Consider the following 24,108-nt stretch of genomic DNA (forward strand, 5'->3'; position numbering starts at 1 on the left):
TCCGATGGGGACCTTTTAAGGTTAAGCTCTGTCCCCTGTAACAACTACAAAAACGGAAAATTTTATAAACACTGACAGTAAAACAATCGGTGAGAGTAACAAGGGGGCATCCCAATGGAAGTAGAGATGCGCAGGATGAACGCCTTCTTTCCGGCTTCCCTGGAGATCCAGGAGGAACTCCTCAAGGCCGGCTTTAAGGTGCCGTACGACAGGGAGAGCGGAAGGAAGACGCCGGTTCCGGTCGTCGTGAGCTCGATGGAGGAGAGACGCATCCGAAGAAACAGACTGCTAAAGGCCAGGGACTTTGAAAGTGATGGCAAGTTCGCCGCGGTACCCGGTGAGAGGGCACTCCTTGAGATGGAGCCCACGGAGAGGGGATTTATGATACTGAGGCCGAAGCCCCTTGAATACCACCTCGAGGAGCTGGGGTTCACCACGGTTCCGCCGAGGATATGGGGAACGTGGGCGAGCTTTTCGCTTCCCTTCTCGGTGTACGGAGAACTCGTGGATTCCCTCGATGGGCTCAGGGAAGAGGACGACGGCGGCTTTTACACCGCGTCCAGGGGCTCAGGCGGGAGGATAGAGGTCTACGCCTACAAGGGGAAACGCGGAAAGGACCTCGGGATTCCGGTTTTCGGCTACGCGCTCGGACTCCACGGGTTAACCTTGGCCGAGGAGTACCTCAGGGAGAAGGCTAAGGAGAACGGTCTCCCCGAGGAGAGGCTCCGCTACCTGAGGCTCGGTTTGAAGAAGAGGAAGGAAACGCGCGCTGGGCTGAAGGTGGGGATCGTCTGGGAGAACGGGAAACCGAGCGAGATAACCCTCAAGCTCTCAACCGTGGAGCCGAGGGTTAAGATTCAGGGGCTCTACGGCGAGCTCGTAGGAAAATCCCGCGGGGAGCTGGCGAGAACCGACGACTGGTACATCGTTGTTCACGGGAGCGATTTCCTCGCGGCACTCGAGACGGTTGGGAGGGCGTTTGGCTAAACTATTTAAGCCGACCCCCTCTTTTATTTTTTAGGTGGAACCATGTTTCCGGAGTGGGTCTGGTACACAGCGGCAGCGGCTTCCTTCATCCTGCTCGCCATAGGGCTCACGAAGAAGCTCGGATCTGAATGGGCCTGGGTGAACAGGAAGGTGATTCACTTCAGCATCGTCCCGGCGGTTCTGATGCTTTACTACGGGGATATTCCTGTGTGGGTGTTCAGCGGGGCGGCTTTCCTCATCGGCCTCTCTCAGCTCTGGCCGCATCTCCTGAGAAGGGAGCTCTCGTGGTACCAGGTAGAGCACAACTACGGGGAGGTCTTCTTCGCCCTCTCGGCCGCGATCGTTCCGTTGATACTGACGCGGGAGTACGCAACGGCCCTCCTCCTGGTGATGGCGATCAGCGACGGCGTTACTGGGATAATAAGGCACCACTACTTCAGAAGGCACGGTTTCAACGTGAAGCTGAAGAAACACTGGACCGGAAGCCTTGGCTATTTCGTAACGGCCCTTGTGATAGCGTTCCCGCTCCTTAAGGCTGGAATCGCTGGAAAAATAGGGTGGGCGGCCATTCTGATGCTCGCGGAGTATCAGCCGTGGCTCGACGACAACTTGGCGGTTCCGCTCGTCGGAAGCGCGCTGTTCTTCCTTTACTGAGCCCACCGGACCTTGAGGCTGTCCTTCTTCACCTTTTCGAACTCCCCAACGAGGGCCCTTCCGGTTCTCTCCATGAACTCCCCGATATCGTCGATTCCTATTTCCTTCAGGCCGATGGCATCAACGCCCTCCGGAATCCCCTTCGCCTCCACGTTCATCCCGATGTGGATCTTGACGCTCACGGGCGAGACCGTCGCTATGGAGATACTGAGCTTCCTTCCCTCAACGTAGATGTCGTCGCCCTTTCTCTCGGTTTTCACGCCGTACTCACTGAGAACCTCGCAGAGCCTGGCGATGAAGAGCTTCTGCAAAGTCGAGGCGAAGAGAGCGTTTACAAGGTCAAAGACCTCGACTATGTAGTGCACCATGTCGTCGCTCCTGATCTCCTTGCTTGCGCGGAGGTCCTCGATGTCTATCATCTCCTCGACCTTGACGTCGCAGGCCCCCCGAAAGACGACGAGTGAGTTCCCGAGTATCCCGAAGTTCCGGTAGGCCCAGTGGCTTCTTATGGCCGAACCGTCGTAGTCTATGCGCCTATCCTTCACGATGAGCAGGTCCATAGGATCACCCCTTGTAACTCACCGAAAGGGCTTCGCTGAGCGGGTTTTAATGGTTGCGGGAAATCACCGTAAAAAGCCTGGTCTTACCGGTGCAGTAGATCGAAGAGGATTCAACTGTATGACACAACGGGAACAGAAACGAGGATCAGAAGGACCGTGCACAGGCCGATTGACCTATCAAATGCCCAGCCCCCCTTTCAGAGGCAGAAACCTCGGGCGATTGGGAGCGGCAGACTGAACGGGTCGGTTTCCCTTCCCGCTTACATCCCCGCCCCATCAAACGGGTCTTCTTCCCGAGCCCTCGTCCCAGGCAAAGGACCGGTCGCCCGACCCCCTGCGCCTGGGAGTGGCCGCCTATTTTCGGGGACCGCTTCGGCCTTAGATGCTTTCAGGCCTTATCGGACACGGCGTAGCTGCCCGGCTGTGCCCTGTAGGACAACCGGTAGACCAGAGGCCGCGGCTCCCTGTTCCTCTCGTACTGGGGGAGCCTTCCCCTCAGGCGGCCAACACCTCCGGTAGATAGCATCCGACCTGTCTCACGACGGTCTAAACCCAGCTCACGTTCCCCTTTAATGGGTGAACACCCCCACCCTTGGCCCCTGCTGCAGGGCCAGGATGGGAAGAGCCGACAGCGAGGTAGCAAGCCTCGGGGTCGATATGGGCTCTCGCCCGAGACGACTCTGTTATCCCCAGGGTAGCTTTTCTGTCATCCCTGGCCCCCACCGGGGAGGCACAGGGGTTCGCTAGGCCACGCTTTCGCGGCTGGACCCGCCTCTGTTACGGGTCCAGTCAGGCCGGCTTTTGCCCTTGCACTCTACGGCGGATTCCTGACCCGCCTGAGCCGACCTTAGGGCACCCTCGATACCTTTTCGAGGGTGTGCCGCCCCAGCCAAACTGCCCACCTACCGCTGTCCCCCCGTCGGGGGTTAGCCGTACGGCAGAGGGTGGGCGGTGTCTCATGGACGGCTCCACCCGCCCCGGAAGGCGGGCTTCGACGCCTCCCGCCTACGCTGCGCACCCCCCGCCGTACGGCAACGGCAGGCTGCAGTAAAGCTCCATGGGGTCTTCGCTTCCCACCGGAGGTCCCAGGCATATGCGCCTGGCAGTGGTTTCGCCGGGCCCCAGCCGGGGACAGTGGGGACCTCGTTACGCCATTCATGCAGGTCGGCATTTAACCGACAAGGAATTTCGCTACCTTAAGAGGGTTATAGTTACCCCCGCCGTTTACCGGTGCTTCACCCGGTTGGACCCGGGCTTCACATACCGGCACTGGGCAGGCGTCGGCCCCAGTACAAACCCTTTCGGGCTAGCTGGGACCTGTGTTTTTACTAAACAGTCGGGTCCCCCGAGTCACTGCGACCTGCGGGTTACGCACCCGCAGGCACCCCTTATCCCGAAGTTACGGGGCCAATTTGCCGAGTTCCCTCGGCTGGGTTTCCCCCGACACGCCTTAGGCTTCTCACCCAGGGGCACCTGTGTCGGTTCTCGGTACGGTCGCGGTGGATCGTTCCCGAGGGGCTTTTCACGGGCCCCAGGGATCGGCGGAACCCCCCTTACGGGAGGCCATTCGCGCTTTCATCCGGTTCTCGCCATTACGGCACTCCCCGGACTTATACGCTTAGCCGGCCTTGTGGGCCGGTCCGCCTACCCCGAGGCGTCACCCCTCGGGCTTGCGTTGCCGCACCTACCACCGCGGTACGGGAATATAAACCCGTTTCCCTTTCGCCAGCGCCGAGTTACGGACTGGCTTAGGACCGACTAACCCACGGCTGATGAACATTGCCGTGGAACCCTGGCCCCTTCGGCGGCCGGGATTCTCACCCGGCTATGCTGCTACTCCCGGCAGGATCCACAATACCGACGGGTCCACCGGACCTTACGGCCCGGCTTCCACCCCACCGGCACGCCCGCCTACCCGATCACGGACCAATCGGTCCGTGCGCCGGGGTCTCGGCAGCCGGCTTAAGCCCCGTCCATTTTCGGGGCCCCTGACCTCGACGGGTGAGCTGTTACGCACTCTTTAAAGGATGGCTGCTTCTAAGCCTACCTCCCCGCTGTCTAAGGCCAGGGACGCCCTTTGGAGTAACACTTAGCCGGCATTTAGGGGCCTTAACCCCGGTCTGGGTTGTTCCCCTCTCGGTTGACGGCTTACACCGTCACCCTACTCCGGCCTTCTACGGCGGCAGTGGGTTCGGAGTTTGACAGGGAGCCGGGGGATTTCTCCCCCTAAACCCCCAATCAGTGCTCTACCCCACCACCTACCTCCGGCCGGGCTATCCTGAGGGATAATTCGGCGGGAACCAGCTATCGCCGGCCTCGATTGGCCTTTCACCCCTAGCCCGGGGTCACGGGAGCGAATTGCACGTCAGCACCCCTATCGGGCCTCCATCCCTCTGTTGAGGGACTTCACCCTGCCCCGGGCTAGATCGACCGGCTTCGGGTCTCACGGCCGTGACTCCGGGCGCTTTCACACCCCGTCCCTCACCCTTACGGGCTGCGGACCTGTCGGTTTCCCTGTGGCTTCGGGGTTAACCCCCTTAACCTCGCCACGGCCGTGAACTCCCTGCCCCGTGATCCAAGACGGACGGTGCAACCCCGGTCGCCTCCCCTCGTACTCCACGGTCGCCCGTGTTTCCTTCGGGGAGGGTCAACCCTTTCGGGCCGCACCCACCTATCGCCGTCTGGTTTCAGGCTCTTTTCACCCCCTGCCAGGGGTGCTTTTCAGCTTTCCCTCACGGTACTAGTTCGCTATCGGTCTCGGGACGTATTTAGGGTTGGGAGCCGATGCCTCCCAGCTTCCCGCCGGATATCCGACCGACGGTACTCAGGAACCCTGCAGGAGCCTGAGGGCTTACGCCTACGGGGCTTTCACCCTCTACGGCGCCGCGTTCCAGCGGACTTCGGCTTCACCCTCGAGGCTCCAGTGCAGGGCCCTACTACACCACATCCCCTCCGGGTTTCCCCGGAGGGTTCAGTTTGCCCTGTGCCGCTTTCGGTCGCCCCTACTAACGGCATCGCTTTTGCTTTCTTTTCCTGCGGGTACTAAGATGTTTCAATTCCCCGCGTTCCCCCTCCCGACTGGGAGTGCGGCAAAAGCCGCGGGAGGTCCCATTCGGGAATCCCCGGTTCGACGGCTGCCTGCGCCTCGCCGGGGCTTATCGCAGCTTGCCACGCCCTTCGTCGGCGCCCCGAGCCGAGCCATCCACCAGACGGCTTAGGTTCTCTGCCCCCTACTCAGGGGGCTGGGCATTTTTTGGGTCAATCGGCCTGTGCACGGTCCTCATCGTGACCCCTGTTCGGGGTCTCGGACCCTTCCATCCCAAGCGGGGCTTGGGATGTGCACCTCTTCGTGGTGGACCGGCCGGGATTCGAACCCGGGGCCTTCGGCTTGCAAAGCCGACGCTCTCCCAGGCTGAGCTACCGGCCCACGGATGGCAGGCCCGACATCCCTTAAACCCCCCGGACGGACTTTCCGGCGATAGGAGGTGATCGAGCCGTAGGTTCCCCTACGGCTACCTTGTTACGACTTCTCCCCCCTCACGGAGCCCAGACTCGACCCGACCTCCCCGAAGGGAGATCAGGCCTCATCCGGACCCCGCTCGGGTGGAGTGACGGGCGGTGTGTGCAAGGAGCAGGGACGTATTCGCCGCGCGATGATGACACGCGGGTACTAGGGATTCCAGCTTCACGCGGGCGAGTTGCAGCCCGCGATCCGAACTGGGGGCGGGTTTAGGGGATTCCCTTCCCCTTTCGGGGTCGGATCCCATTGTCCCGCCCATTGTAGCGCGCGTGTAGCCCGGGGGTTTCGGGGCATACTGACCTACCGTCGCCCGCTCCTTCCTCCGGCTTATCGCCGGCGGTCCCCCCAGAGTGCCTCCTCCCCAGCGGGAAGGACTGGCAACTGGGGGCGCGGGTCTCGCTCGTTACCACACTTAAGTGGACGCCTCACGGTACGAGCTGACGGCGGCCATGCACCTCCTCTCGGCGTGTCCGGCAAGACCTTCAGCCTGGCCTTCATCCTGCCGTCGCCCCCGGTGAGGTTCCCGGCGTTGAATCCAATTAAACCGCACGCTCCACCCCTTGTAGTGCTCCCCCGCCAATTCCTTTAAGTTTCAGCCTTGCGGCCGTACTCCCCAGGCGGCGGGCTTAACGGCTTCCCTTCGGCACCGGGCGAGCTCGAAGCTCGCCCGACACCTAGCCCGCATCCTTTACAGCCAGGACTACCCGGGTATCTAATCCGGTTCGCTCCCCTGGCCTTCGTCCCTCACCGTCGGACCCGTTCCAGCCGGGCGCCTTCGCCACTGGCGGTCCCCCTGGGATTATAGGATTTCACCCCTACCCCAGGGGTACCCCCGGCCTCTCCCGGTCCCAAGGCCCGCAGTATCCCCAGCAAGCCCCACGGTTGAGCCGTGGGATTTCGCCAGGGACTTACGGGCCCGGCTACGGACGCTTTAGGCCCAATAATAGCGGCCACCACTCGGGCCGCCGGTATTACCGCGGCGGCTGCCACCGGCCTTGCCCAGCCCTTATTCCCGGAGCTTTTTACACTCCGGAAAAGCCGTGGCGTTGCCACGGCACTGGGGGTCCCCCCGTCGCGGTTGCCCGCATTGCGGAGGTTTCGCGCCTGCTGCGCCCCGTAGGGCCTGGACCCGTGTCTCAGTGTCCATCTCCGGGCTCCCACTCTCATGGCCCGTACCGATCTTCGGCTTGGTGGGCCGTTACCCCACCAACTACCTAATCGGCCGCCGGCCCATCCTCGGGCGGGCAGAGCCCCTTTCGGCCTGAGGACCTTCCAGTACCTCAGGCCTATGGGGGATTAGCCCCAGTTTCCCGGGGTTATCCCCCTCCCGAGGGTAGGTTACCGACGTGTTACTGAGCCGTCCGCCGGTGCGCGCAAGGCGCCCCATGACTCGCATGGCTTAGTCGGACCCCCATAGCAGTGGCCTCCGGCAGGATCAACCGGAATTGAGCAAGGAGTACGGCCGGTGGGACTTCCCTCAAGGGGAAGTACCAAATATCCGTCCGGGGTTTAGTCGGGATGTCGGGCCTGCCTTACCCCCGAGGGGTCCGCCTTTCGGCGTTTCCTCGGGAGCGCACCTTTTTGTGACCCGGGCTGGAGGGCGGGGTTCATGGTTGGGTACTTTGCACCCTGTCCCCCCGACGCCGCCGTCATGGCGCCCGGGTTTCGTCGCGCCCTGTTCGGGCGCTCCACCCAATAGGCCGAAACCCCCGCAGTGAAAAATTTTTGCAAAAACGTTCCGCGCTTCCCTTTTTGAAAAAGAAACCCTCAAAAACCCCGGGCCAATTTCGAAATTTTTAACATAAAAAAGGCAAAACCTCATGGGCTTGGGACGTGGCAAGCTCACAGCCTCACCATCTCCGGCACCACGCTTATCCTGGAAACGGGGGTGGGTATGGTGTTGGTGACCGCCAGCTCGTCGACGGCCCTGCTCACCCTCTCTATGGCCCCTTCGGCGAAGACCCCGTGCGTCGCCGCAACGAAGATCTTCCCGGCACCCATCTCCCTCAGCAGGTTGGCCGCCCGGATCATAGTTCCGCCGGTGCTTATGATGTCATCGACTATGAGCACGTTCCTTCCCCTGACGTCAACGTCAACCGGCTCCATCCTGACCTCCGTCGGGGAGATACGGGTCTTGTGAAAGTGGCTGTACTCGAGGCCCAGCCTCTCGGCAACGGCCCTCGCCCTCCCGAGGGCACCTTTATCCGGGGCGAGGATCACCCCCTCACCGAGTTTCTCCCCGAAGTAATCCGCCATGACCCCCGCCGGTGAGAGGTTGACGGCCTTTCCGGGGAAGAACCCCAGCGTCCCGGGGTTGTGGAGGTCGAAGACGTAGAGCTCGTCGTAGTAGAGGCCAATTGTCCGGAGCACGGCCCTGACGCTCACAGGCTCGCCGTCCTTCGTCACCCGGTCCTGTCTGGAGTAAGCAAGGTAAGGAACCACCGCGCGGAGCCTCTTGGCCCCGGCCTCGCGGAGGGCATCGGCGAGGAGGATAAGCTCGACCAGGTGCTCGTCCTGGGGCGCAAAGGTCGACTGAACGACCGTAACCCCTTCCCCATCCAGGGAACCGAGAACCCTGACGTATTTCTCGCCGTCCGGGAACTTCTTTATCTCAACGCCGAGGATCTCGCCGCCGAGGGCCCTTATCTCGTCCTCGAGGTGTTTACCGCCGCTTCCAACCGCGAACATGGGCATCACCTTTTGCCGTTGAGGTGTCCAATTCAGACCTTATAAAACCACCGTCATACCAGAAGGACGGCAATGAGGCCCGCGAGGAATATGCCGTCGAAGGTTCCGGCGCCGCCTATGCTGACCATGGGTGCCCCGAGGTTCTTGATCCTCTTCCAGTTCATCAGATCCGCGCCTATGAGAACGCCCATCGTCCCGCTGACGTAGGCGACGAGGGCGGGATCACCGTCCCCCAGGAACCATCCGAGGATCACAGCTATAACCGGGGGCAGGAACATCGGCATGGCTATGCCGAGGCCCCTAACGGGTCTGGCGAAGGCGTGGCTGAAGAGGGCCGCTATCAGGGTGGCCAGAAGCGCGTTAAAGAGAAGGGCAAACCGGCCGAGGTAGAGTAGCCTGAAGACCTCGTAGAGGACGACGCTGAGGGGGACGAGGGCACCGCCAACGTTTACCGCTATCACCACCTTCCTCTCGGCCCAGTCGAAATAGGGAACGGGGTAGAGGATGCCGAAGAAGCGAACCTCCCTCAAACCAATTACCGGCTCGTAGGTGGTCTCCTCGGCTATGGGGATGTTGATGAAGCTACCGAGGAGTGAGAAAAGAAAGAGGGTGTAGGCAACTTCCGGAGGTATTCCAAGCCTCTCAAAGGCGACCATCACGGCGCTCGAAAACATGATAAAGACCGCGAGGAACAGAACGAACATCACCAGGAGAACCGGAATTGAAACGGGAGGGATTATGAAATGCCTTCTACCCATCTTCCATCACCGTGTTGATCGGAACTCACACATCAGGAATATACGCTCCGGATGATTTAAATCCTTGACGGCTATCGATACCACGGGAATAGGATACACCGGTGAAGTTTTCCCGGGCCGTCAAAACCCACCGGAACCCCGACGAAAAACTTTAAGTCCACCTCAACCAAGCAACGAAAGGAGGTATAACCGATGAGGATTATCTGGTATGGACACGCGTGCTTCTGGGTCGAGACGAAGGGCGTGAGACTGCTCATCGACCCGTATCCTGAGGTTGACGACGACAGAATCGGAGAGGTCGACTACATACTGATAACCCACGAGCACGTTGACCACTACGGCAAGGTCGAGCTGCTCTCAAGGCTGAGAAACGCGACGGTGATTGGACCGAAGCAGGTCTACCTGATGGCGATCAGCGACGGAATAACGAGGGCGAAGGAGATAGAGGAAGGGCAGACCATAGAGCTCGAGAACGGCGTTAGAGTCACCGCCGTGTACGTGGAGCACCCATCCAGCCAGCACCCCCTGGGATACCTGATAGAGGGCGACAAGAGGGTCTTCCACACGGGGGACACGTACTCGACACCGATATTCCAGAAGCTTAGGGGAAAGGTCGACGTCCTCATGGTCCCCATCAGCGGGCGCTCAACGGCAAACGAGCGTGAGGCGGCGCAGATAGTGGAGGACATAAGGCCCAGGATCGTCATCCCGATGCACTACGGGGTCTACGGGGACGGAAGCGTCGAGAAGCTCCGGGAAGAGTTGAAAAAGAGGCGGGTCTGGACCATGGTCCGCCCCATGGAGCTCTACGAGGAGCTCACCTTGTAGCGGTGGGTTGGATGCTCACCACGGGAGTAGAGTCGCTCGACGGGCTTCTCGGCGGGGGCGTAGCCGAGGGCGTTCTGACGCAGGTTTACGGGAGTTTCGCCACCGGGAAGACAACCCTCGCGGTTCAGATTGGTCTCCTCAGCTCGAGAAAGGTCGCCTACGTCGACACGGAGGGCGGCTTCTCCCCGGAGAGGCTGAGCCAGATGGCGGAGGCGAGGGGGCTGGACCCCGAAGAGGCCCTTCAGAGGTTCATCCTCTTCACACCCGGGGATTTCAAGGAGCAGAGAAGGGTTATAGGGGGCCTGAAGAAGGTCGTCGACGGCTCCTTCTCCCTGGTGGTCGTGGATTCGCTGACGGCCCACTACCGCGCGGAGGAGCAGAGGAGGAACCTCAGCAACGAGCTGGCCAAGCAGCTCCAGGTTCTGCTGTTCATAGCGCGGAAGAACCGAATCCCCGTTATCGTCATCAACCAGGTCCACTTCGACAGCAGGACCGGGAGGATGAGGGCCGTGGCGGAGCACACGCTCAACTACCGCACCAAGGACATCCTCAGGCTGGACAAGCTCAACACGCCGGGACTACGGGTCGCGATACTCGAGAGGCACCGCTTTCGGCCGGAGGGGGGAATGGTCCACCTCAGGATAACGGATAGGGGTATCGAAGAATACCTGGTCAGGTGAAATATTGCCGAGTTGGTATATTACCGAATGGGTAATATCTCGGCGGGAAGATCAGCGGCCTTTGATTTCGTTCTGCCAACAGACCAAACTGCTCTACTTGGACAGACAAGTAATAAGAAGTCCTCGATAGGAGAGACCACTTCTCACTGAAGTCAAAGAAAAGCAAAAAGAGTGGGGAGACGAACCTAAACCCTGTCGTAAACTTCCTGGGCTATCCTGAGGACGGAGCGGTAGAGCTTCTCCGTGATGATACCGTCCTCGTAGTGGGCCGCGAGTTTATCCTTGTCGACTATCTCCTTCTTGCCGTCGGGCCACTTAACTATATCCACCTCGAGGTCCACGTAGCGGGCCTCGTCGGGGTATATCTCCACCGGCGTGTTGATGTTGTAGTACTCGCCCTTGAGGTTCCCGTTTCTGTCGTAGTACCTGTGCACGAACCACCACTTCCCGGCCTCTATCTCGGTTATCGCGTAGTCACCGAACTCTATTGGGAGCTCGAGGCCGTCGTAGAACTTTCCGGGCTTGAGGTGGCGCTTGAAGGTTACCTTCAGGGGGTTCATAGAGACCTCTATTACCTCCCCGGGCCCTATCTTGACCCTCTGGCCGTCGGGCTTGTAGTGTTCAAGGCTGAAGAGCCACCCCTTTCTCGGCCCCTTGTTGGCTATGAGCGCCTCCCAGAAGCCTGCCTTCACCTTCCCGGCCTGCGCCGGAACCTTCGAGAGTATGCCCTCGGCTATCTCAACCGCGAAGCTCAGCTCCGGGTCGTGGGCCTTCAGCTGGTGGTGGCCCTCAACAGTTGGAACGACCCTGTTCCTTATCTCGTCGAGCTTCCTCTTTGCCCCTCCCCCGAACTCAACCTCGTAGATGTTCCTGCCCTCGATGATGAGCGATGGGGCCGTGTGGGAGTCCGCCTTCCCCAGCCTCTCGGCCAGCTTGGAGAGCCTTATTATCTCGTCCCTGAGAGTGTTCCAGTCCTTGTAGGCCGCGGCGGTTCTCCAGAGGATCCCCCATTCACCGAGGTCTATGCTGAGACCGAGGATCCTGAGCCTCTCACGCTCCTTCCCGTCCTTTATCTTCCGGGATATCTTGACGTGCCTCTGGGCACCAACGGGCTTCGGGATCAGAACCGCGTAATCGCCGGGAATGGTAACGGTGAGGCTGAGCTGGGGCAGGAGGTTGTGCTTCTTAACCTGAACGAGAACCTCGTCACCCTCGGCCGCGCGCGGTAGCTCCTTCGCCGGGATCGTCCCGATGGCGCTCCCGATGTCCACGTAAACGTAGCGCTCGTCCTTCTTGACTATTATCCCCTTGTAGATACCGTAGAGCTGGTAGGGGAGCCTCCTGAAGAAGACGTCCACGAGTTCGTCCTCAAGGGCGGCCTTAACCTCCTCAACCTTCGTTCCGACGAGGATAACCCCGTGGTGGTCCCTCTTGTCGTAAACGTCGACGTCGAACTCCTCGTAGGTCTTCTCGATGTTGAAGCGCTCGACGATTCTGTTGCTCGGCTGGGCAATGTCAAAGCCCCTCTCAAGGAACAGCTTCGTCAGGGCCGTTGAGTAGATGCCCCTAACCCGAACTGAAACTCCTGTGCCTGTAGACACCTTCACCACCCCTCATCTTTTTTTCCACCACTCCCATGAGCGCGAGCCCCTCAAGTATCTCCCCGGCGTTCTCGACGCCGCTGAGCTTCTCAACGTTTCTCGCCTCCACCCAGAGCAGTCCTCTGGAGTGCCAGTTCCTCAACGCATCCTCAACCTTGTGAACGTCGCCCGGATGAGCGTACAGCCTGAACAGGAAAGCCTTCAGGGTCTCAAGCTCAACCTCAAGCCTCTTAACCTTTCCGAGTTCCTCCATTATACCAGTGGGTACCTTTTTTTCCTTTTCGCCCTCGAAGAGCAGACTCAGCCCCTCAACCTCCCCGCGCATCTCTGCCAGCGCCTTCCTGACGGCGTAGTCGTAAATCCTGTGGAACTGCGCGACCCTGTCTATAGCGGTGGAGAGCTTCGTTCTCGTATCGTAGTCCTGTCCGCGGGTGAGAATGGACAGTATCTCCTCGAGGCGGAACTTCATCTGGTGCTCGTTGCGGTAGAGCTCCTTCGCCCCCTCCTCAACGCGACCCCCGATACCCCCAACCTCGCGGTAAAGGGCAGACGCCAGCTCGAGCTTTTGCCCGGACAACGCGTAGAGTGCCCTTATCCTCTCCATAAGAACCTCAGGGTCCTTTTCCTCGTAGACACCCGGAAAATCCCGCTCAAAGGTGGAGTGAAGCTCCTCAAGCCGCGAAAGTTTCTCCTTAACCGCCCCAACGTCCATGCGGAAACCCCCTGAGTTTATCCTTACTCCTTCCCCCTACTTGTAGTTTTCGATGAGTCCGATTAAACAAAAGGGCTTACCCAAAAGCTTTTTTTAAGCTGGAATACTAACCATCCCGGTGGTTGAATGACCCTCTACGACCGCTTCGGCAGACCAGTGACGAACCTGAGGATCTCGGTAACCCAGGAGTGCAACTACTCGTGCTTCTTCTGCCACCGGGAGGGCCAGCGCTTCAGGGCGAGGCTCGAGCTCACCCCCGGGGAGATAGAGCGTATCGTAAGCGTGGCGTCGAGGCTCGGGATAAGGAAGGTCAAGCTCACGGGCGGCGAGCCCACCGTCAGGGGCGACATAATCGAGATCGTGAGACGGATAAAGCCCTATCTGGTGGACCTCTCCATGACGACCAACGGGAGCCGGCTGAGGGAACTGGCGAAGCCCCTGGCCAAGGCCGGTCTCAACAGGGTCAACGTCTCGCTCCACAGCCTCAAACCCGACGTGTACAAAAGGATAACCGGCGTTGACATGCTGGAAACAGTCCTCGAGGGTATAGAGGAGGCGGTGAGGTACCTCTCGCCCGTAAAGCTCAACATGACCGTCATGAAGGGACTCAACGAGGGCGAGATATGGGACATGGTGGACTTCGCGGCGAGGACGGGGGCGATACTCCAGCTGATCGAGCTCGAGGCCCCGAGGGAGGTCGAGGAGACGGGGTTCTTCCGGAGGTACTTCTACCCGCTCAAACCGGTCGAGAGAAAGCTCGAGGAGATGGCCGTCGAGGTCCGCGAGAGGAGGATGCACCGCCGGAAGAAGTACTTCATCCCGACGGATCACGGGACGGCGGAGGTGGAGGTCGTCAGGGCCATGCACAACACCGTCTTCTGCGCCAACTGCACGCGGTTGCGGGTAACCTCCGACGGGAAGTTCAAGACGTGCCTCCTGAGGAACGACGATCTGATAGACTTCGTTACGGCCCTGCGGAAGGGGGCGAGCGATTCCGAGCTGATCGACATCATGAGGCGGGCCGTCCTAATCCGCGAGCCCTACTGGAAGTGAGTTTTTAAAGTCCCTCTCCAACTCACGGCGGTGAGACGTTGCCGGCGATAAGGGTTGAGAAGCGGGAGGCGGAGGGGGTTAAGAGGAGGCTGAAGAAGCTGGGCCTCTACGATGGAAAGAGGCGGCCGAGAAGGGAAGGCGACTTCGTTCTCCTACCGGTCATCGACGACCCCCGGATCGAGGGGCTCGGCCACGAGGTTCTCCCGGTTGAGCTCCCGTTGAGGCCCGAGAGGCAGATATACAAAAACCTCGAGGACGTTTTGAGGGGGAGGTTGAGCGAGGAGGAGCTCGGATACCTCCGCCGGTACGACGTAATCGGCGACATAGCGGTCATTCAGATACCGCAGGAGCTCGAGCACCGGGTTGAAGAGGTCGTCTGGGGCCTGCGGAAGGTTCATCCATTCCTGAAGGTGGTGGCGAAGAAGGGCTTCCACGAGGGGGCCTTCAGGATAAGGGACTACTCGATAATCTGGGGTGAGAAAAGGCTGAAAACGGTCCACAGGGAGAACGGCGTTGAGATAAAGGTCGATTTGGGTAAGGCGTTCTTCAACCCGCGGATGAAGGGCGAGAGGTACCGCCTGGCCAAACTCGTTCAGGATGGGGAGAGGATCCTCATTCCCTTCGCGGGCGTCCTGCCCTACGCCCTCGTCATAGCGCGATATAAAAAGGTGGAGATAACAGCCGTGGAGCTGAACAGGGACGCCTACGAGCTCGGCCTCGAGAACATCGAGCTGAACAGCAAGAGGCTGAGGGGAAAAATAGAGTTCATCCACGGCGACGCCTTCGAGGTCCTCCCCGAACTCCCAAGCTACGACCGCGTCGTAAGCCCCACCCCCCGTGGAGTTGACGCCCTGAGCTTAACCCTCTCCAGGGCCGAGCGCTGGCTCCACTACTACGACTTCGTCCACGAGGCGAAACTTGAATCCTTCAGGGAAAGGATCTTGGGCGAGTGCCGGAAACTGGGAAGGAACTGCGGGGTTAAGGTCAAGCGGGTGAGCGACTTCAAGCCGCACGTCTTCAAGGTCTGCGCGGACGTGAGGATTGGGTGAAGCTTTGACCTCACCTGAACTAAAGGAGAGGATGGAAAAACCGCGGGAAGAACTACGACTTCCCCAGGAAGTCGAAGAGCGTGGCCTGCTTGCCCTTCTTCTTTGGCTTATCGACCCTCTCCTCTTCCTCGGCCCTCTGGAGTTCTTCCTCGCTTACCTCTTCTTCCTCGCTCTCCTCAGATTCCTCTTCCACCGCTTTTTCTTCCCGCCTCTCTTCGACGGCGGCCCTGACGTGTTCCTCAAGCCTGGACCTCTCCTTGAGCTTCTTCTCGATGTTCATGCTCTTGCCCCATATCGTCCTCGCCCTCTCCGCGTCCCCCGTTATGAACTCCACCTCCTTGAGGTCGAGGTCGAGGTAGACGACGAAGTGGGCCGCCATGTCCGGGTTGTACTCGAAGATGGCCCTCAGGACGTTGAGGGTCTCGAGGGCCTCGGGCTTCGCCATGTGCATCTCCTTCATGATCTTCTTGAGAATCGAGTCCCTCAGCGAGCGCTCTGCCTTGCTCTCGGTCAGGAGCTTTATCGTCTTCGGCGGATATATCCTCACGAAGCCCTTCTTCTTAACGCCGGCAACGGCGACGCCGGCCGTCATGAGGTCCGTCGCGTACTTCCAGAGGCCGTAGTTTCCGGTTCTCTGGGCCCGGCTCAGGTAGATGTCCGCCCTGCTCAGGGCCTCGTAGGCTTTAGCTATGTCCCCGGGCCGGTAATAGACGTAGGGCAGGTTCTCGTCTATCCACTCGAGGAGCTCGTGGGGAAACATGTCAACACCGAGAACGGCCATCCTGGCTTTTTTGGCGTTGTCCGTCGCGAAGAGCTGGGCCAGAGCCTGAAAGACGCTCTTCTCAGTGTCGCGGTAGGCGAGCACCTCAACCGCGTCCCCGGCCCCTCCCGAGACGACGGTCTGGAGGTCGTTTATCGCCGCCCTCATGTCGCCGTTGGCGCGTTTGGCTATCTCGTATAGGATATCCTTCGGAACGGTCTTACCCTCGGCGTGGAGGATCCTGACGAGACCCTTTATGATATCCCTCTGGGTCAGCCGCTTGTACTGGACTATCTGGGCCTTGTTCCTTACTTCCCTCGGAACCTCCCAGTAGCGGTTGGCACCCATAACTATCGGGTTCCTGGCCCTGTCTATCAGCTTCGCTATCTCCCTCGCCCCGCTCGGCTCCATGTTGTCGGCCTCGTCGAGGAATATCAGCTTCCGCCTCTTTCCGAGGATGTCGAGGGTGTAGGCGGCTTGAACGTAGCGTTCCACCTTCTCGTAGGTTCTGTCGTCGCTGGCGTTGAGCTCGATTATCTCGAAGCCATACTCCCGGGCTATGGCGTAGACGGTGGTGGTCTTGCCCGAGCCGGGCGGGCCGGCCAGGATGAGGGCCTTCTTCTTCGGCGGATTGCCCGAGAGCCACGCCTCTATCCAGGCCTTAACCTGCTCCAGCGCCTTGGTCTGGTTGATCACGTCCCTCAGCCTTCTCGGCCGGTACTTCTCGACCCACGGAACCTCCGGCATGGCCATCACTTGCCCATGATGGTGAACTGCGCGAGCAGGGCCTCGAGCTGTATCATCTCGTTGGCCCCTTCGACGAGGCGGAAGTTGTACTCACCTATCTTATCCGCCAGGGCCACCTTCCTGTCCTCTGGAATTGGCAGGTTGAACACCTCTTTGTGCATCTGGATGAGGACATCTTCCCCGCTAAGGCCCTGCTTGAGGAGTATCTCCCTCAGCTTCTCCCTCGCCTTCAGGAAGTTGCCCTCCAAAGCCAGCCCCATCATCTCCCTGACGTCCTCCGGACGGGCCCTGCTCGCCACGAGAAAGACGTTCTCGTCGGTTATCCTGGTGTCGAGGGCGGCCGCGGCCTGAAGGACGTTTATGGCCCTCCTCAGGTCGCCCTCCGCCACGTAGAGGATGGCCTGAAGACCTTCATCGGTCAGCTCGAGCCCCTCGTTCTTGGCTATGGACTCTATTCTCCTCGCGATGTCCTCGTCCCTCAGCGGCCTGAAGCGGAAGATGGCACACCTGCTCTGTATGGGCTCTATTATCTTGGAGGAGTAGTTACAGCTCAGGATGAAGCGGACGTTGTTGGAGAACATCTCCATCGTTCTCCTCAGGGCCTGCTGGGCGTCCTGTGTTAAGGCGTCGGCCTCGTCGAGGAAGATTATCTTGAAGCTCGCCGCGCCTATCGGCTTGGTTCTCGCGAACTCCTTCACCTTCTCGCGGATGACGTTGATGCCGCGCTCGTCGGAGTTGTGGAGGAGAACGGGTATTTCTCCGGCGAAGAACTTCTCATTCCCGGGGACGCTGACGTCGTAGACGAAATCGTTGTACTCGACGACCTCGATTTTTCTGACGAGGAGGGCGTGGAGGTCGGTGTTGGCGAGCTTCCTCAGGGTTTCGAAGATTCTCCTGCCTTTCCCATCGAGTTTACCCTCATCCACCATCTCAAGAACCCTGCGGAGGGTTCCCTTTCCGAGGCGCTTCTTGCCCTCGTAGAGCCCGTGCCTGAGCTCGTAGCGCCAGTTGCCGTCGAGGGCGTTCTCTATCTTCTCGAGCATCCCGATGATTGGCTCAGCGGGCAGGAGTTCGGCCTTGCTCCACCTCATGCCGCCCTTCCATATGAGCCTGGTCTCCCTCTCGAAGATGCTCGCCTCGATTCCTGAGGTCCTCGCAAGCCACACCGCATCTACGAGGAGGTCCCTCGAAACCGACGATATCCTGACGACATTCCCCCAATCTCCGGCTCCATCACCGTCCGCGAGGCCTTTGAGGAACGCTATTCTCTCGGGGAGCGGGAACTCAAACACGAAACCCGGAATCCTCTTGCTGGCCGCCCTCTTGCCGGCACCGTCGTAGAAGCTCTCCTCGAAGAACCTGGCCAGCTGGGTGTTGAGCAACCTGAGCTGGTACGCGCTCTTCCTTGAGCGGTCGAAGCCCGAGGTGGTGTAGTTCTCGTAGATGCTAACGCCGAGGCCCTCCGCGAAGTTCCTGACGCGGTCTATCAAATCCCCCTCGTGGCTTCCGAGGGTGTACACGACCTGCCCCGAGGTGCCTTTCTTGAACCCGACAGCACCCTCAGCGGAATACAGGCCGAGCATGTAGGATAGTTCCTCATCAACGGGGAGCCCATCAAAGACCCTCGTTCTCGCGCTCTCCTTAACCCTGTAAGGGTTCAGGTCGAGGACGTCGAGAAAGCCCTCGAGATTCGCTGTGAAGCTCAGGAGGATGGAGCCCTCGCTCAGTTCGTTCGCCTTAATCGCCTCGAGGCCGTTCTCGGTGAGCACCATAACGGAGTGGTTTCCGGTCAGCTCGAGCTTTCCCCCTCCCTCGAGGTGAACGCGAAGTATGGCGGGGACGCGGTGGCGGATTATCCTGCTCACTCTGGCCCATCTCACCCGGTAGTTCTCATCGACGGTGAGCACCTCGAGGTTGTTGGCGTCTTTGTAGGCCACATCCCCGTCGCTTTCGTCGAAGTAAATCCCGTCGAGTTCGCCGAAGGTCGTCCTCATGGTTTTCCCGTCTATCCTCACGAGTATGGGGGTGTCCTTGGAGACGGAGGCGTTCAGTTCGAGGAAGTTGTGCCTCCAGCCTTCCCCGAAGAGCTCCCTCGCGAGACAGAGGGCGGCGCTGGTCTTCCCAACGCCTGGGGGACCCGCGAATAAGAGATGCGGCATGGAACCGGTTTTAACGTAGTGCTTGAGGCGCCTGACTATGTGATCCTGCCCGACCATGTCGTCGAGCTTCAGGGGTCTGTACTTCTCAACCCACGGCTTTTCGAGGATTTTAACCTCGTGAACTTCCTCGGGCATGGTCATCACCTTTCCAGATGGCCTATGCACTTTCGAGGTATTAAGGCTTTTGGCCTGCCATGTCCCGATGAACTCACCGAGGGAGTGCAAAACTTTTATACCTCGATGCCCAATAATCACCGGTGGTTCTCATGGCGAAGCTCGACTGGATTAGGGAAGAGCTCAAGGAGCTCAAGGAGAAGGGCCTTTACGTGACCATAAGGAAGCTTGAGAGCGCCCAGGGCCCCTGGGTCGTCGTCGATGGAAAGCGCGTTCTTAACATGTGCTCCAACAACTACCTCGGCCTGGCCGCCCATCCGAAGATAAAGGAGGCCGCGATAAGGGCCATCCTCGACTACGGCGTCGGTGCCGGTGCCGTCAGGACGATAGCCGGAACCATGGAGCTCCACGTTGAGCTCGAGGAGAAGTTGGCGAAGTTCAAGAAGAGGGAGGCCGCGATCCTCTTCCAGAGCGGCTACAACGCGAACCTCGGTGCCCTCAGTGCCCTCCTCACGAAGAAGGACAACGGCGTCTTCATCAGCGAGGAGCTGAACCACGCGAGCATCATAGACGGAATGCGCCTCAGCGGCGCGCCTAAGGTCATCTACAAGCACCTCGACATGGACGACCTCAGGAAGAGACTGGAGGAGAACAAGGACAAGGAGAAGAAGATAATCGTCAGCGACGGCGTCTTCAGCATGGACGGTGATCTCGCCCCCGTTCCGGAGATGGCGGAGCTGGCCGAGGAGTACGACGCGATGCTCTACATCGACGACGCCCACGGTGAGGGTGTCCTCGGTGACAGCGGAAGGGGTATCGTCGACCACTTCAAGCTCCACGAGAAGGTCGACTTCGAGATGGGAACCCTCAGCAAGGCCTTTGGAGTTATAGGCGGTTACGTCGCCGGCCCGGAGGAGGCCATCGACTACCTCAGGCAGAGGGGAAGGCCGTTCCTCTTCTCCAGCGCCCCGAACCCGCCCGACGTCGCCGCGGCGATAGCGGCCGTCGAGATACTCCAGAAGAGCGACGAGCTCGTCAGAAAGCTCTGGGACAACACCCACTTCCTCCAGAACGGGCTGAGGGACCTCGGCTACGACCTCGGCAACACCAAGCACCCGATTACGCCCGTCATGCTCTACGACGAGAAGAGGGCCCAGGAGTTCTCGAGGCGCTTATACGAGGAGTACAACATCTTCGCGCAGGCCATCGTCTACCCGACCGTCCCGCTCGGAACCGCGAGGATAAGGCTCGAACCGTCTGCCGCCCACAGCAGGGAGGACCTCCAGTACGTGCTCGATGCCTTCGAGGACCTCGGGAAGAAGACGGGCTTCCTGAAGTGAGTTCCTTCCTTCTCTTCCCCCTCTTTGGGTTCGTTCTCAAGATGGACAATCCAATTTTCAGTTTGAGGTTAGAACCCACGTTTCCGGTGTCCCTTCAAATCTTCACCGAAAGGTATAATTCCCTGAAAGTCATAGATGGTACATGGGGATAACGTGTTATCCCGCCGGTGATGGCGATGACGCTGGCGATCGCCCTCGCGGTCGAGGTACTCCTGATCGCGATGCTTGCGGTGAGCCTGAGGCGCAGGGGCAGGTTCGTCTCCCGCTACCCTGAATTCAGGAGGTTCTACGATTACGGACTGATAGCGTTCGCGATTCTGACCGCTTCGAAGGCCCTGTTTCTTCTCCTGGATCTCCGCGATTACGGCTCTCTGGAACTCTCGCCGAAACAGTCCTCCCTGCTAAACTCCGTGGGTAATTCACTGTTGCTGTTGGGCCTTCTTATGATACTCGTCGGGTGGTTCAGACTGCTCAACGTCATCACAGAGAGGTACGAGGTGGTGCCCGTTGTAGAGTTCGAAAGGGAAGAAAACGGCGAGCCCCTTAAGCCCGGCCTCTACCTCTGCAATCTCTCGAACTGTTGCACAGTGTTGGCCAGGCTCCTTCGTGGAAGGGCGGGCCTCATAGTCTCCCGAAATCCCCCCGATGTGGTCAGGGAGAGGCTCGGAATAGAGAAGACCCCGATACTCTGGCTCACGACCATCGAAGACAAAAACGCGGTTTCCCCGACGAGGCTCGAGTTCCTCCTCCAGACCCTGGTGAACTTCATGAGGAAAACGGAGGACCCGAAGGTCATCTTCCTGGACGGGGTCGAGTACCTCATGCTCGAGAACGGCTTTGCATCGGTTTTCAAGTTCCTGACGACGCTCAAGGACTACGCAAGCTTACACAACACGGTGATCGTAGTACCGCTCACAGAGGAGGGAATGGATGAGAGGAACCTGAAACTCCTTCAAAGGGAGTTTGAGAGGCTGAAGGGGCAGGCTTAAAACTTCACCCATTCGATCTTGTAGTACACGACGTCGTTGTCCTCGTCAACGACCGCCATGACCATGTTCTTCCTCACGCCGTGGGCGACCCTCACACGGGCGGTTATGTCGTTCGGGGAGAATCGGAGGTTCTCTGGAACGACCCACACCAGCCACTGGGAGTGCTCGTCCATTCCCCGCCTGTAAACCCTGAAGTGAGACCCGAACTTGAGGGCGGACTTGACCGTGTAACCGCGGTCCCTTAAATCGGTGTAGACGAGGAGCTTTATGTCGAACTGGTCGTCCCTCTTCCTCCCGAGCTCCACAAGATCCTCGAAGGATAACTCCTCTTCGCCATCGAAGACCCTTATCCTGCCCTTCTCCAGCAGGTACGCCGCCTCTATGAGCGAGAGGAAGAGCTTGCCGTTGACGACCTCCCCAAAGTAGCGCTTGTTGTAGAACCGGTTTATCGCCCTCTCACGGTCGCTGAAGACCCTGTCGCCGCTGAGCCTGAAATCTATCGGTTCCTTCAATTCCTCCCACCCCAGTCCTCGGCAGGCATGAGCATGTAGTAGGCGTCCTCGCCGTCGGCGTAGTAACCGATTATCCGCTTGATCTTCCGGAAACCGAAGCGCTCGTAGAGCCTTATCGCCTTTTCGTTGCTCACGCGAACCTCGAGACCTATGTAGCGTGCACCCTTGCCTATGAGCCTTTCGATGGCCTCGGTCAGCAGGGCGGAGCCTATCCCGTTACCCCTGTAGGACGGATCGACGGCTATGCTCATTATGTGACCCTCGAGGTCGGGCCTGAGGTAGGCCATCACGTAACCGACGATCTTTCCGTTGTACTCCGCCACGAGAAAGGTGTCCGGGTTGTTCTCGAGGAAGACGAGAAAAACGCCGCGGGGGTACTCCTCCCTGAATGACGCCCGCTCTATCCTCACGACGTCGGGGATGTCGAAGAGCTTGGCCGGCCTTACGACGACCATCGCCAGGGGAACCCGGCCGGTTCGCTTTATGGACACGCTCATGGTACAACCTACGCGCCCGAGCTTTTAAGATTTGAGGGGCGGTGAGCAAAGGTAACGGGCCATTCATAACCCAACTCCGCCGAGTAAAGTTTAAAACCCCACAAGATAAGCAACCTGTAGGTGATGTTATGCGCATAGCCGAGGATCCTAACAACCCGGTTGGAATCGTGACCGGTGAGGCCACCGTTAACTCGTTCCAGTTTTACGCTCATCCCGAGGGCGACCTCAAGTTCGGGGACTTCGTCGTCGCCAGACTCTGCAAGGAGGCGAAGGAGAGGGACTGTCGCTGGAGCGACGACGTCGAGTGGGTGATAGGCACCATCAGGGGCATAAAGAACGTCAACTGGCTCCTCAGCGATGGAAAAAGCACCTTCGCGAGCCTCGAGCTCGACCTGAGGGAGTACGGGGAGAGCATAAGTGAGAATGAGGCGCTGATAGTTACCGTCCACGTGCTCGGAAGGGTGGAGCTTAAAGGCGAGAGGGCGGAGGTGGTCCCAAGCCGCGTGCCCGTCCCCAACGGGAACGGGGTTTATCGGGCGAGCTCGGAACTCCTCAGGGCGATCTACTACGGCGGGGATGGGTTCATCGAGGTGGGAACGCTCCTCCTGAGGGACGACGTGCCGATATACCTCGACGCGGACGAGCTCGTCTCGAGGCACTTCGCGGTTTTAGCCGTCACCGGCGCTGGAAAGAGCAACACCGTCTCCGTCATGCTCTGGAAGATGATCGAGGACCTCAGGGGGACGGCGATAGTGCTCGACCCTCACGGGGATTACATGCGCCTGAGCCTCCCGAACACCAAAACGGGGTACGTCAACATCATCAAGGCGAGGATACAGCCCGAGACGATGGACGGCGAGGAGCTGGCGGACCTCATGGAGATAGGGAGCAACGCAACAATACAGCGCTCCTACCTCCTCCGCGCCTGGGACACCGTCCTCCACGAGAACCCCGGCCTGGGCGGAAGGGAGGTAATAAAGGCCGTTCTTGATACGCTCCAGAACTGGGTCTCCAACGCCGGCGGAAGCTACTGGGACCCGCACGCCAACAAGTACCGCGACCTGGGCGAGATAAAGGCCAACGAGAGGGAGACGATAACGAGGCTCACCATGAAGATATCGCGCTTCCTGAGGAACTACGGCCACCTGCTCTCGAGCGAGGACATAGTTGCCTCCATCGAGCCCGGTAAGGTGAACGTCATAGACCTCGGGCCATTGGACGAGGGCCAGATGAAGCTCGTGGCGGCGAAGCTCCTCGAGAAGGTCTTCGAGACGAGGATGGACTACGAGAAGGCCAGCAAGAGACTCGAGTACCTGAAGAGAAGGTACGGGGCGAAAATCTCGGCGGTCTCCGATGAGAGGAAGGAGCTGGAGAAGTTCCTGAAATCGGTGGAGGCAAGCTACCCGGCCCTCTCGGAGCCGGTGCTCGTGGTGGTGGAGGAGGCCCACATCTTCGCGCCGCAGGGAGAGAAGAAGGGAACCGTGAGGATCCTGAGCAGAATAGCGCGCGAGGGAAGGAAGTTCGGCGTCGGACTGGGCCTCGTATCCCAGAGGCCGAGCAGGCTCAGCGAGGACGTCCTCAGCCAGACGAACACCAAGGTCATAATGCGCATCGTCAACCCCAAGGACCAGGACTACGTCCTAAAAGCCAGCGAACAGCTGAGCGGCGAGCTGATGAGCGACATAGCGGGCCTCGGGAAGGGTGAGGCAGTTATAGTGGGCCAGGCGATAAGCCTGCCGGCACTGGTGAAGATCCACAACTTCAAGGAGCTCGGCGGGGACTACGGCGGCGAGGACATAGGCGTCGTGAGGCGCTGGAGGGAGAGGGCTGAGCGCGAGAAGGCCGAGGAGAGGAAGGAAGAGCTCTACGATGAGGAAGGCTTAGAGGTCGACTTCTGAGG

18 protein-coding genes, 1 tRNA gene and 2 rRNA genes are annotated in these 24,108 nt (G+C 59.6%); 9 read left to right on the top strand and 12 right to left on the bottom strand.

All coding sequences use genetic code 11. The features are described 5' to 3' along the window. Window positions 1-114: 114 nt before the first annotated feature. Together A3L02_RS05900 and A3L02_RS05905 are read left to right on the top strand one after the other, a co-directional pair. Window positions 115-987: a PhoI gene (locus tag A3L02_RS05900; RefSeq protein WP_088863065.1), complete on the top strand. Its 873-nt coding sequence runs from the start codon at window positions 115-117 to the stop codon at window positions 985-987. Between the two features lie 42 nt (window positions 988-1,029). Beyond that, window positions 1,030-1,641 (top strand): diacylglycerol/polyprenol kinase family protein, encoded by a 612-nt coding sequence (locus A3L02_RS05905; protein WP_088863066.1) that lies wholly within the window; start codon window positions 1,030-1,032, stop codon window positions 1,639-1,641. Here the strand turns inward: A3L02_RS05905 and A3L02_RS05910 are convergent. The 6 genes from A3L02_RS05910 to A3L02_RS05935 form a co-directional block, all read right to left on the bottom strand. Beyond that, entirely contained in the window at window positions 1,635-2,201 is a 567-nt protein-coding gene (locus A3L02_RS05910; RefSeq protein ID WP_088863067.1) for a DUF366 family protein, read from the bottom strand. The two genes, A3L02_RS05905 and A3L02_RS05910, sit on opposite strands and share 7 nt — an antisense overlap. A gap of 200 nt (window positions 2,202-2,401) precedes the next feature. Next, window positions 2,402-5,431 (bottom strand): 23S ribosomal RNA (locus A3L02_RS05915). Between the two features lie 120 nt (window positions 5,432-5,551). Further along, window positions 5,552-5,628: transfer RNA gene (locus tag A3L02_RS05920), tRNA-Ala, on the bottom strand. 53 nt (window positions 5,629-5,681) lie between these two features. Then, window positions 5,682-7,167 (bottom strand): 16S ribosomal RNA (locus A3L02_RS05925). Together the 16S and 23S rRNA genes with 1 tRNA gene alongside form the textbook arrangement of a ribosomal RNA operon. Before the next feature lie 396 nt (window positions 7,168-7,563). Further along, entirely contained in the window at window positions 7,564-8,409 is an 846-nt protein-coding gene (locus A3L02_RS05930; protein ID WP_088863068.1) for a ribose-phosphate diphosphokinase, read from the bottom strand. 53 nt (window positions 8,410-8,462) lie between these two features. After that, window positions 8,463-9,167, bottom strand: coding sequence for a DUF1614 domain-containing protein (locus tag A3L02_RS05935; RefSeq protein ID WP_088863069.1), 705 nt, complete (start codon window positions 9,165-9,167; stop codon window positions 8,463-8,465). A 192-nt stretch (window positions 9,168-9,359) separates the two neighbouring features. On the opposite strand from A3L02_RS05935, the gene A3L02_RS05940 reads away from it, so the two are divergent. Continuing rightward, window positions 9,360-9,995 carry an MBL fold metallo-hydrolase gene (locus A3L02_RS05940; protein WP_088863070.1) on the top strand — a complete coding sequence of 212 codons (636 nt, stop codon included), beginning with the start codon at window positions 9,360-9,362 and terminating at the stop codon, window positions 9,993-9,995. A gap of 11 nt (window positions 9,996-10,006) precedes the next feature. Beyond that, complete coding sequence (radB, locus tag A3L02_RS05945; RefSeq protein ID WP_088863071.1) at window positions 10,007-10,675, top strand: DNA repair and recombination protein RadB; 669 nt, start codon at window positions 10,007-10,009, stop codon at window positions 10,673-10,675. 185 nt (window positions 10,676-10,860) lie between these two features. Here the strand turns inward: radB and A3L02_RS05950 are convergent, their stop codons facing one another. Together A3L02_RS05950 and A3L02_RS05955 are read right to left on the bottom strand one after the other, a co-directional pair. Then, window positions 10,861-12,276, bottom strand: coding sequence for a DUF402 domain-containing protein (locus A3L02_RS05950; RefSeq protein ID WP_088863072.1), 1,416 nt, complete (start codon window positions 12,274-12,276; stop codon window positions 10,861-10,863). Beyond that, window positions 12,242-12,988, bottom strand: coding sequence for a hypothetical protein (locus A3L02_RS05955; RefSeq protein ID WP_088863073.1), 747 nt, complete (start codon window positions 12,986-12,988; stop codon window positions 12,242-12,244). The genes A3L02_RS05950 and A3L02_RS05955 overlap by 35 nt, the downstream gene beginning before the upstream one ends. A gap of 126 nt (window positions 12,989-13,114) precedes the next feature. On the opposite strand from A3L02_RS05955, the gene moaA reads away from it, so the two are divergent. Both moaA and taw22 read left to right on the top strand, forming a co-directional pair. Further along, the gene (gene moaA, locus A3L02_RS05960; protein ID WP_088863074.1) at window positions 13,115-14,041 is read left to right on the top strand and encodes a GTP 3',8-cyclase MoaA; all 927 of its coding nucleotides are present in this window, start codon (window positions 13,115-13,117) and stop codon (window positions 14,039-14,041) included. 38 nt (window positions 14,042-14,079) lie between these two features. Next, entirely contained in the window at window positions 14,080-15,090 is a 1,011-nt protein-coding gene (gene taw22, locus A3L02_RS05965; protein WP_088863075.1) for a tRNA (guanine(37)-N1)/4-demethylwyosine(37)-methyltransferase Taw22, read from the top strand. Window positions 15,091-15,142: 52 nt separating this feature from the next. Here taw22 and A3L02_RS05970 read toward each other — a convergent pair whose 3' ends face one another. Together A3L02_RS05970 and A3L02_RS05975 are read right to left on the bottom strand one after the other, a co-directional pair. Then, on the bottom strand, window positions 15,143-16,597 hold the full coding sequence (locus A3L02_RS05970; protein ID WP_088863076.1) for a replication factor C large subunit: 1,455 nt from the start codon (window positions 16,595-16,597) through the stop codon (window positions 15,143-15,145). Between the two features lie 5 nt (window positions 16,598-16,602). Then, on the bottom strand, window positions 16,603-18,891 hold the full coding sequence (locus tag A3L02_RS05975) for a replication factor C small subunit (RefSeq protein ID WP_088863077.1): 2,289 nt from the start codon (window positions 18,889-18,891) through the stop codon (window positions 16,603-16,605). 131 nt (window positions 18,892-19,022) lie between these two features. On the opposite strand from A3L02_RS05975, the gene A3L02_RS05980 reads away from it, so the two are divergent. Beyond that, window positions 19,023-20,210, top strand: a complete 1,188-nt coding sequence (locus tag A3L02_RS05980; RefSeq protein WP_088863078.1) for a glycine C-acetyltransferase — start codon at window positions 19,023-19,025, stop codon at window positions 20,208-20,210. Between the two features lie 170 nt (window positions 20,211-20,380). After that, complete coding sequence (locus A3L02_RS05985; RefSeq protein ID WP_088863079.1) at window positions 20,381-21,199, top strand: DUF835 domain-containing protein; 819 nt, start codon at window positions 20,381-20,383, stop codon at window positions 21,197-21,199. Here the strand turns inward: A3L02_RS05985 and endA are convergent. Together endA and rimI are read right to left on the bottom strand one after the other, a co-directional pair. Continuing rightward, window positions 21,196-21,711, bottom strand: coding sequence for a tRNA-intron lyase (gene endA, locus A3L02_RS05990; RefSeq protein ID WP_088863080.1), 516 nt, complete (start codon window positions 21,709-21,711; stop codon window positions 21,196-21,198). The two genes, A3L02_RS05985 and endA, sit on opposite strands and share 4 nt — an antisense overlap. Next, the gene (gene rimI / locus A3L02_RS05995; RefSeq protein ID WP_088863081.1) at window positions 21,708-22,208 is read right to left on the bottom strand and encodes a ribosomal protein S18-alanine N-acetyltransferase; all 501 of its coding nucleotides are present in this window, start codon (window positions 22,206-22,208) and stop codon (window positions 21,708-21,710) included. The genes endA and rimI overlap by 4 nt, the downstream gene beginning before the upstream one ends. A gap of 128 nt (window positions 22,209-22,336) precedes the next feature. Between rimI and herA the strand changes: the two genes are divergently transcribed. Further along, entirely contained in the window at window positions 22,337-24,106 is a 1,770-nt protein-coding gene (gene herA / locus A3L02_RS06000; RefSeq protein ID WP_088863082.1) for a DNA double-strand break repair helicase HerA, read from the top strand. Window positions 24,107-24,108 lie beyond the last annotated feature (2 nt).

The organism is Thermococcus celer Vu 13 = JCM 8558 (assembly GCF_002214365.1).
Taxonomy (GTDB): Archaea; Methanobacteriota_B; Thermococci; order Thermococcales; family Thermococcaceae; genus Thermococcus; species Thermococcus celer.

Coding starts and splice junctions, on each gene's coding strand:
- A3L02_RS05900 (WP_088863065.1), top strand. CDS start 115: ATGGAAGTAGAGATGCGCAGGATGAACGCCTTCTTTCCGGCTTCCCTG.
- A3L02_RS05905 (WP_088863066.1), top strand. CDS start 1,030: ATGTTTCCGGAGTGGGTCTGGTACACAGCGGCAGCGGCTTCCTTCATC.
- A3L02_RS05910 (WP_088863067.1), bottom strand. CDS start 2,201: ATGGACCTGCTCATCGTGAAGGATAGGCGCATAGACTACGACGGTTCG.
- A3L02_RS05930 (WP_088863068.1), bottom strand. CDS start 8,409: ATGTTCGCGGTTGGAAGCGGCGGTAAACACCTCGAGGACGAGATAAGG.
- A3L02_RS05935 (WP_088863069.1), bottom strand. CDS start 9,167: ATGGGTAGAAGGCATTTCATAATCCCTCCCGTTTCAATTCCGGTTCTC.
- A3L02_RS05940 (WP_088863070.1), top strand. CDS start 9,360: ATGAGGATTATCTGGTATGGACACGCGTGCTTCTGGGTCGAGACGAAG.
- radB (WP_088863071.1), top strand. CDS start 10,007: ATGCTCACCACGGGAGTAGAGTCGCTCGACGGGCTTCTCGGCGGGGGC.
- A3L02_RS05955 (WP_088863073.1), bottom strand. CDS start 12,988: ATGGACGTTGGGGCGGTTAAGGAGAAACTTTCGCGGCTTGAGGAGCTT.
- moaA (WP_088863074.1), top strand. CDS start 13,115: ATGACCCTCTACGACCGCTTCGGCAGACCAGTGACGAACCTGAGGATC.
- A3L02_RS05970 (WP_088863076.1), bottom strand. CDS start 16,597: ATGCCGGAGGTTCCGTGGGTCGAGAAGTACCGGCCGAGAAGGCTGAGG.
- A3L02_RS05975 (WP_088863077.1), bottom strand. CDS start 18,891: ATGCCCGAGGAAGTTCACGAGGTTAAAATCCTCGAAAAGCCGTGGGTT.
- A3L02_RS05980 (WP_088863078.1), top strand. CDS start 19,023: ATGGCGAAGCTCGACTGGATTAGGGAAGAGCTCAAGGAGCTCAAGGAG.
- A3L02_RS05985 (WP_088863079.1), top strand. CDS start 20,381: ATGGCGATGACGCTGGCGATCGCCCTCGCGGTCGAGGTACTCCTGATC.
- rimI (WP_088863081.1), bottom strand. CDS start 22,208: ATGAGCGTGTCCATAAAGCGAACCGGCCGGGTTCCCCTGGCGATGGTC.
- herA (WP_088863082.1), top strand. CDS start 22,337: ATGCGCATAGCCGAGGATCCTAACAACCCGGTTGGAATCGTGACCGGT.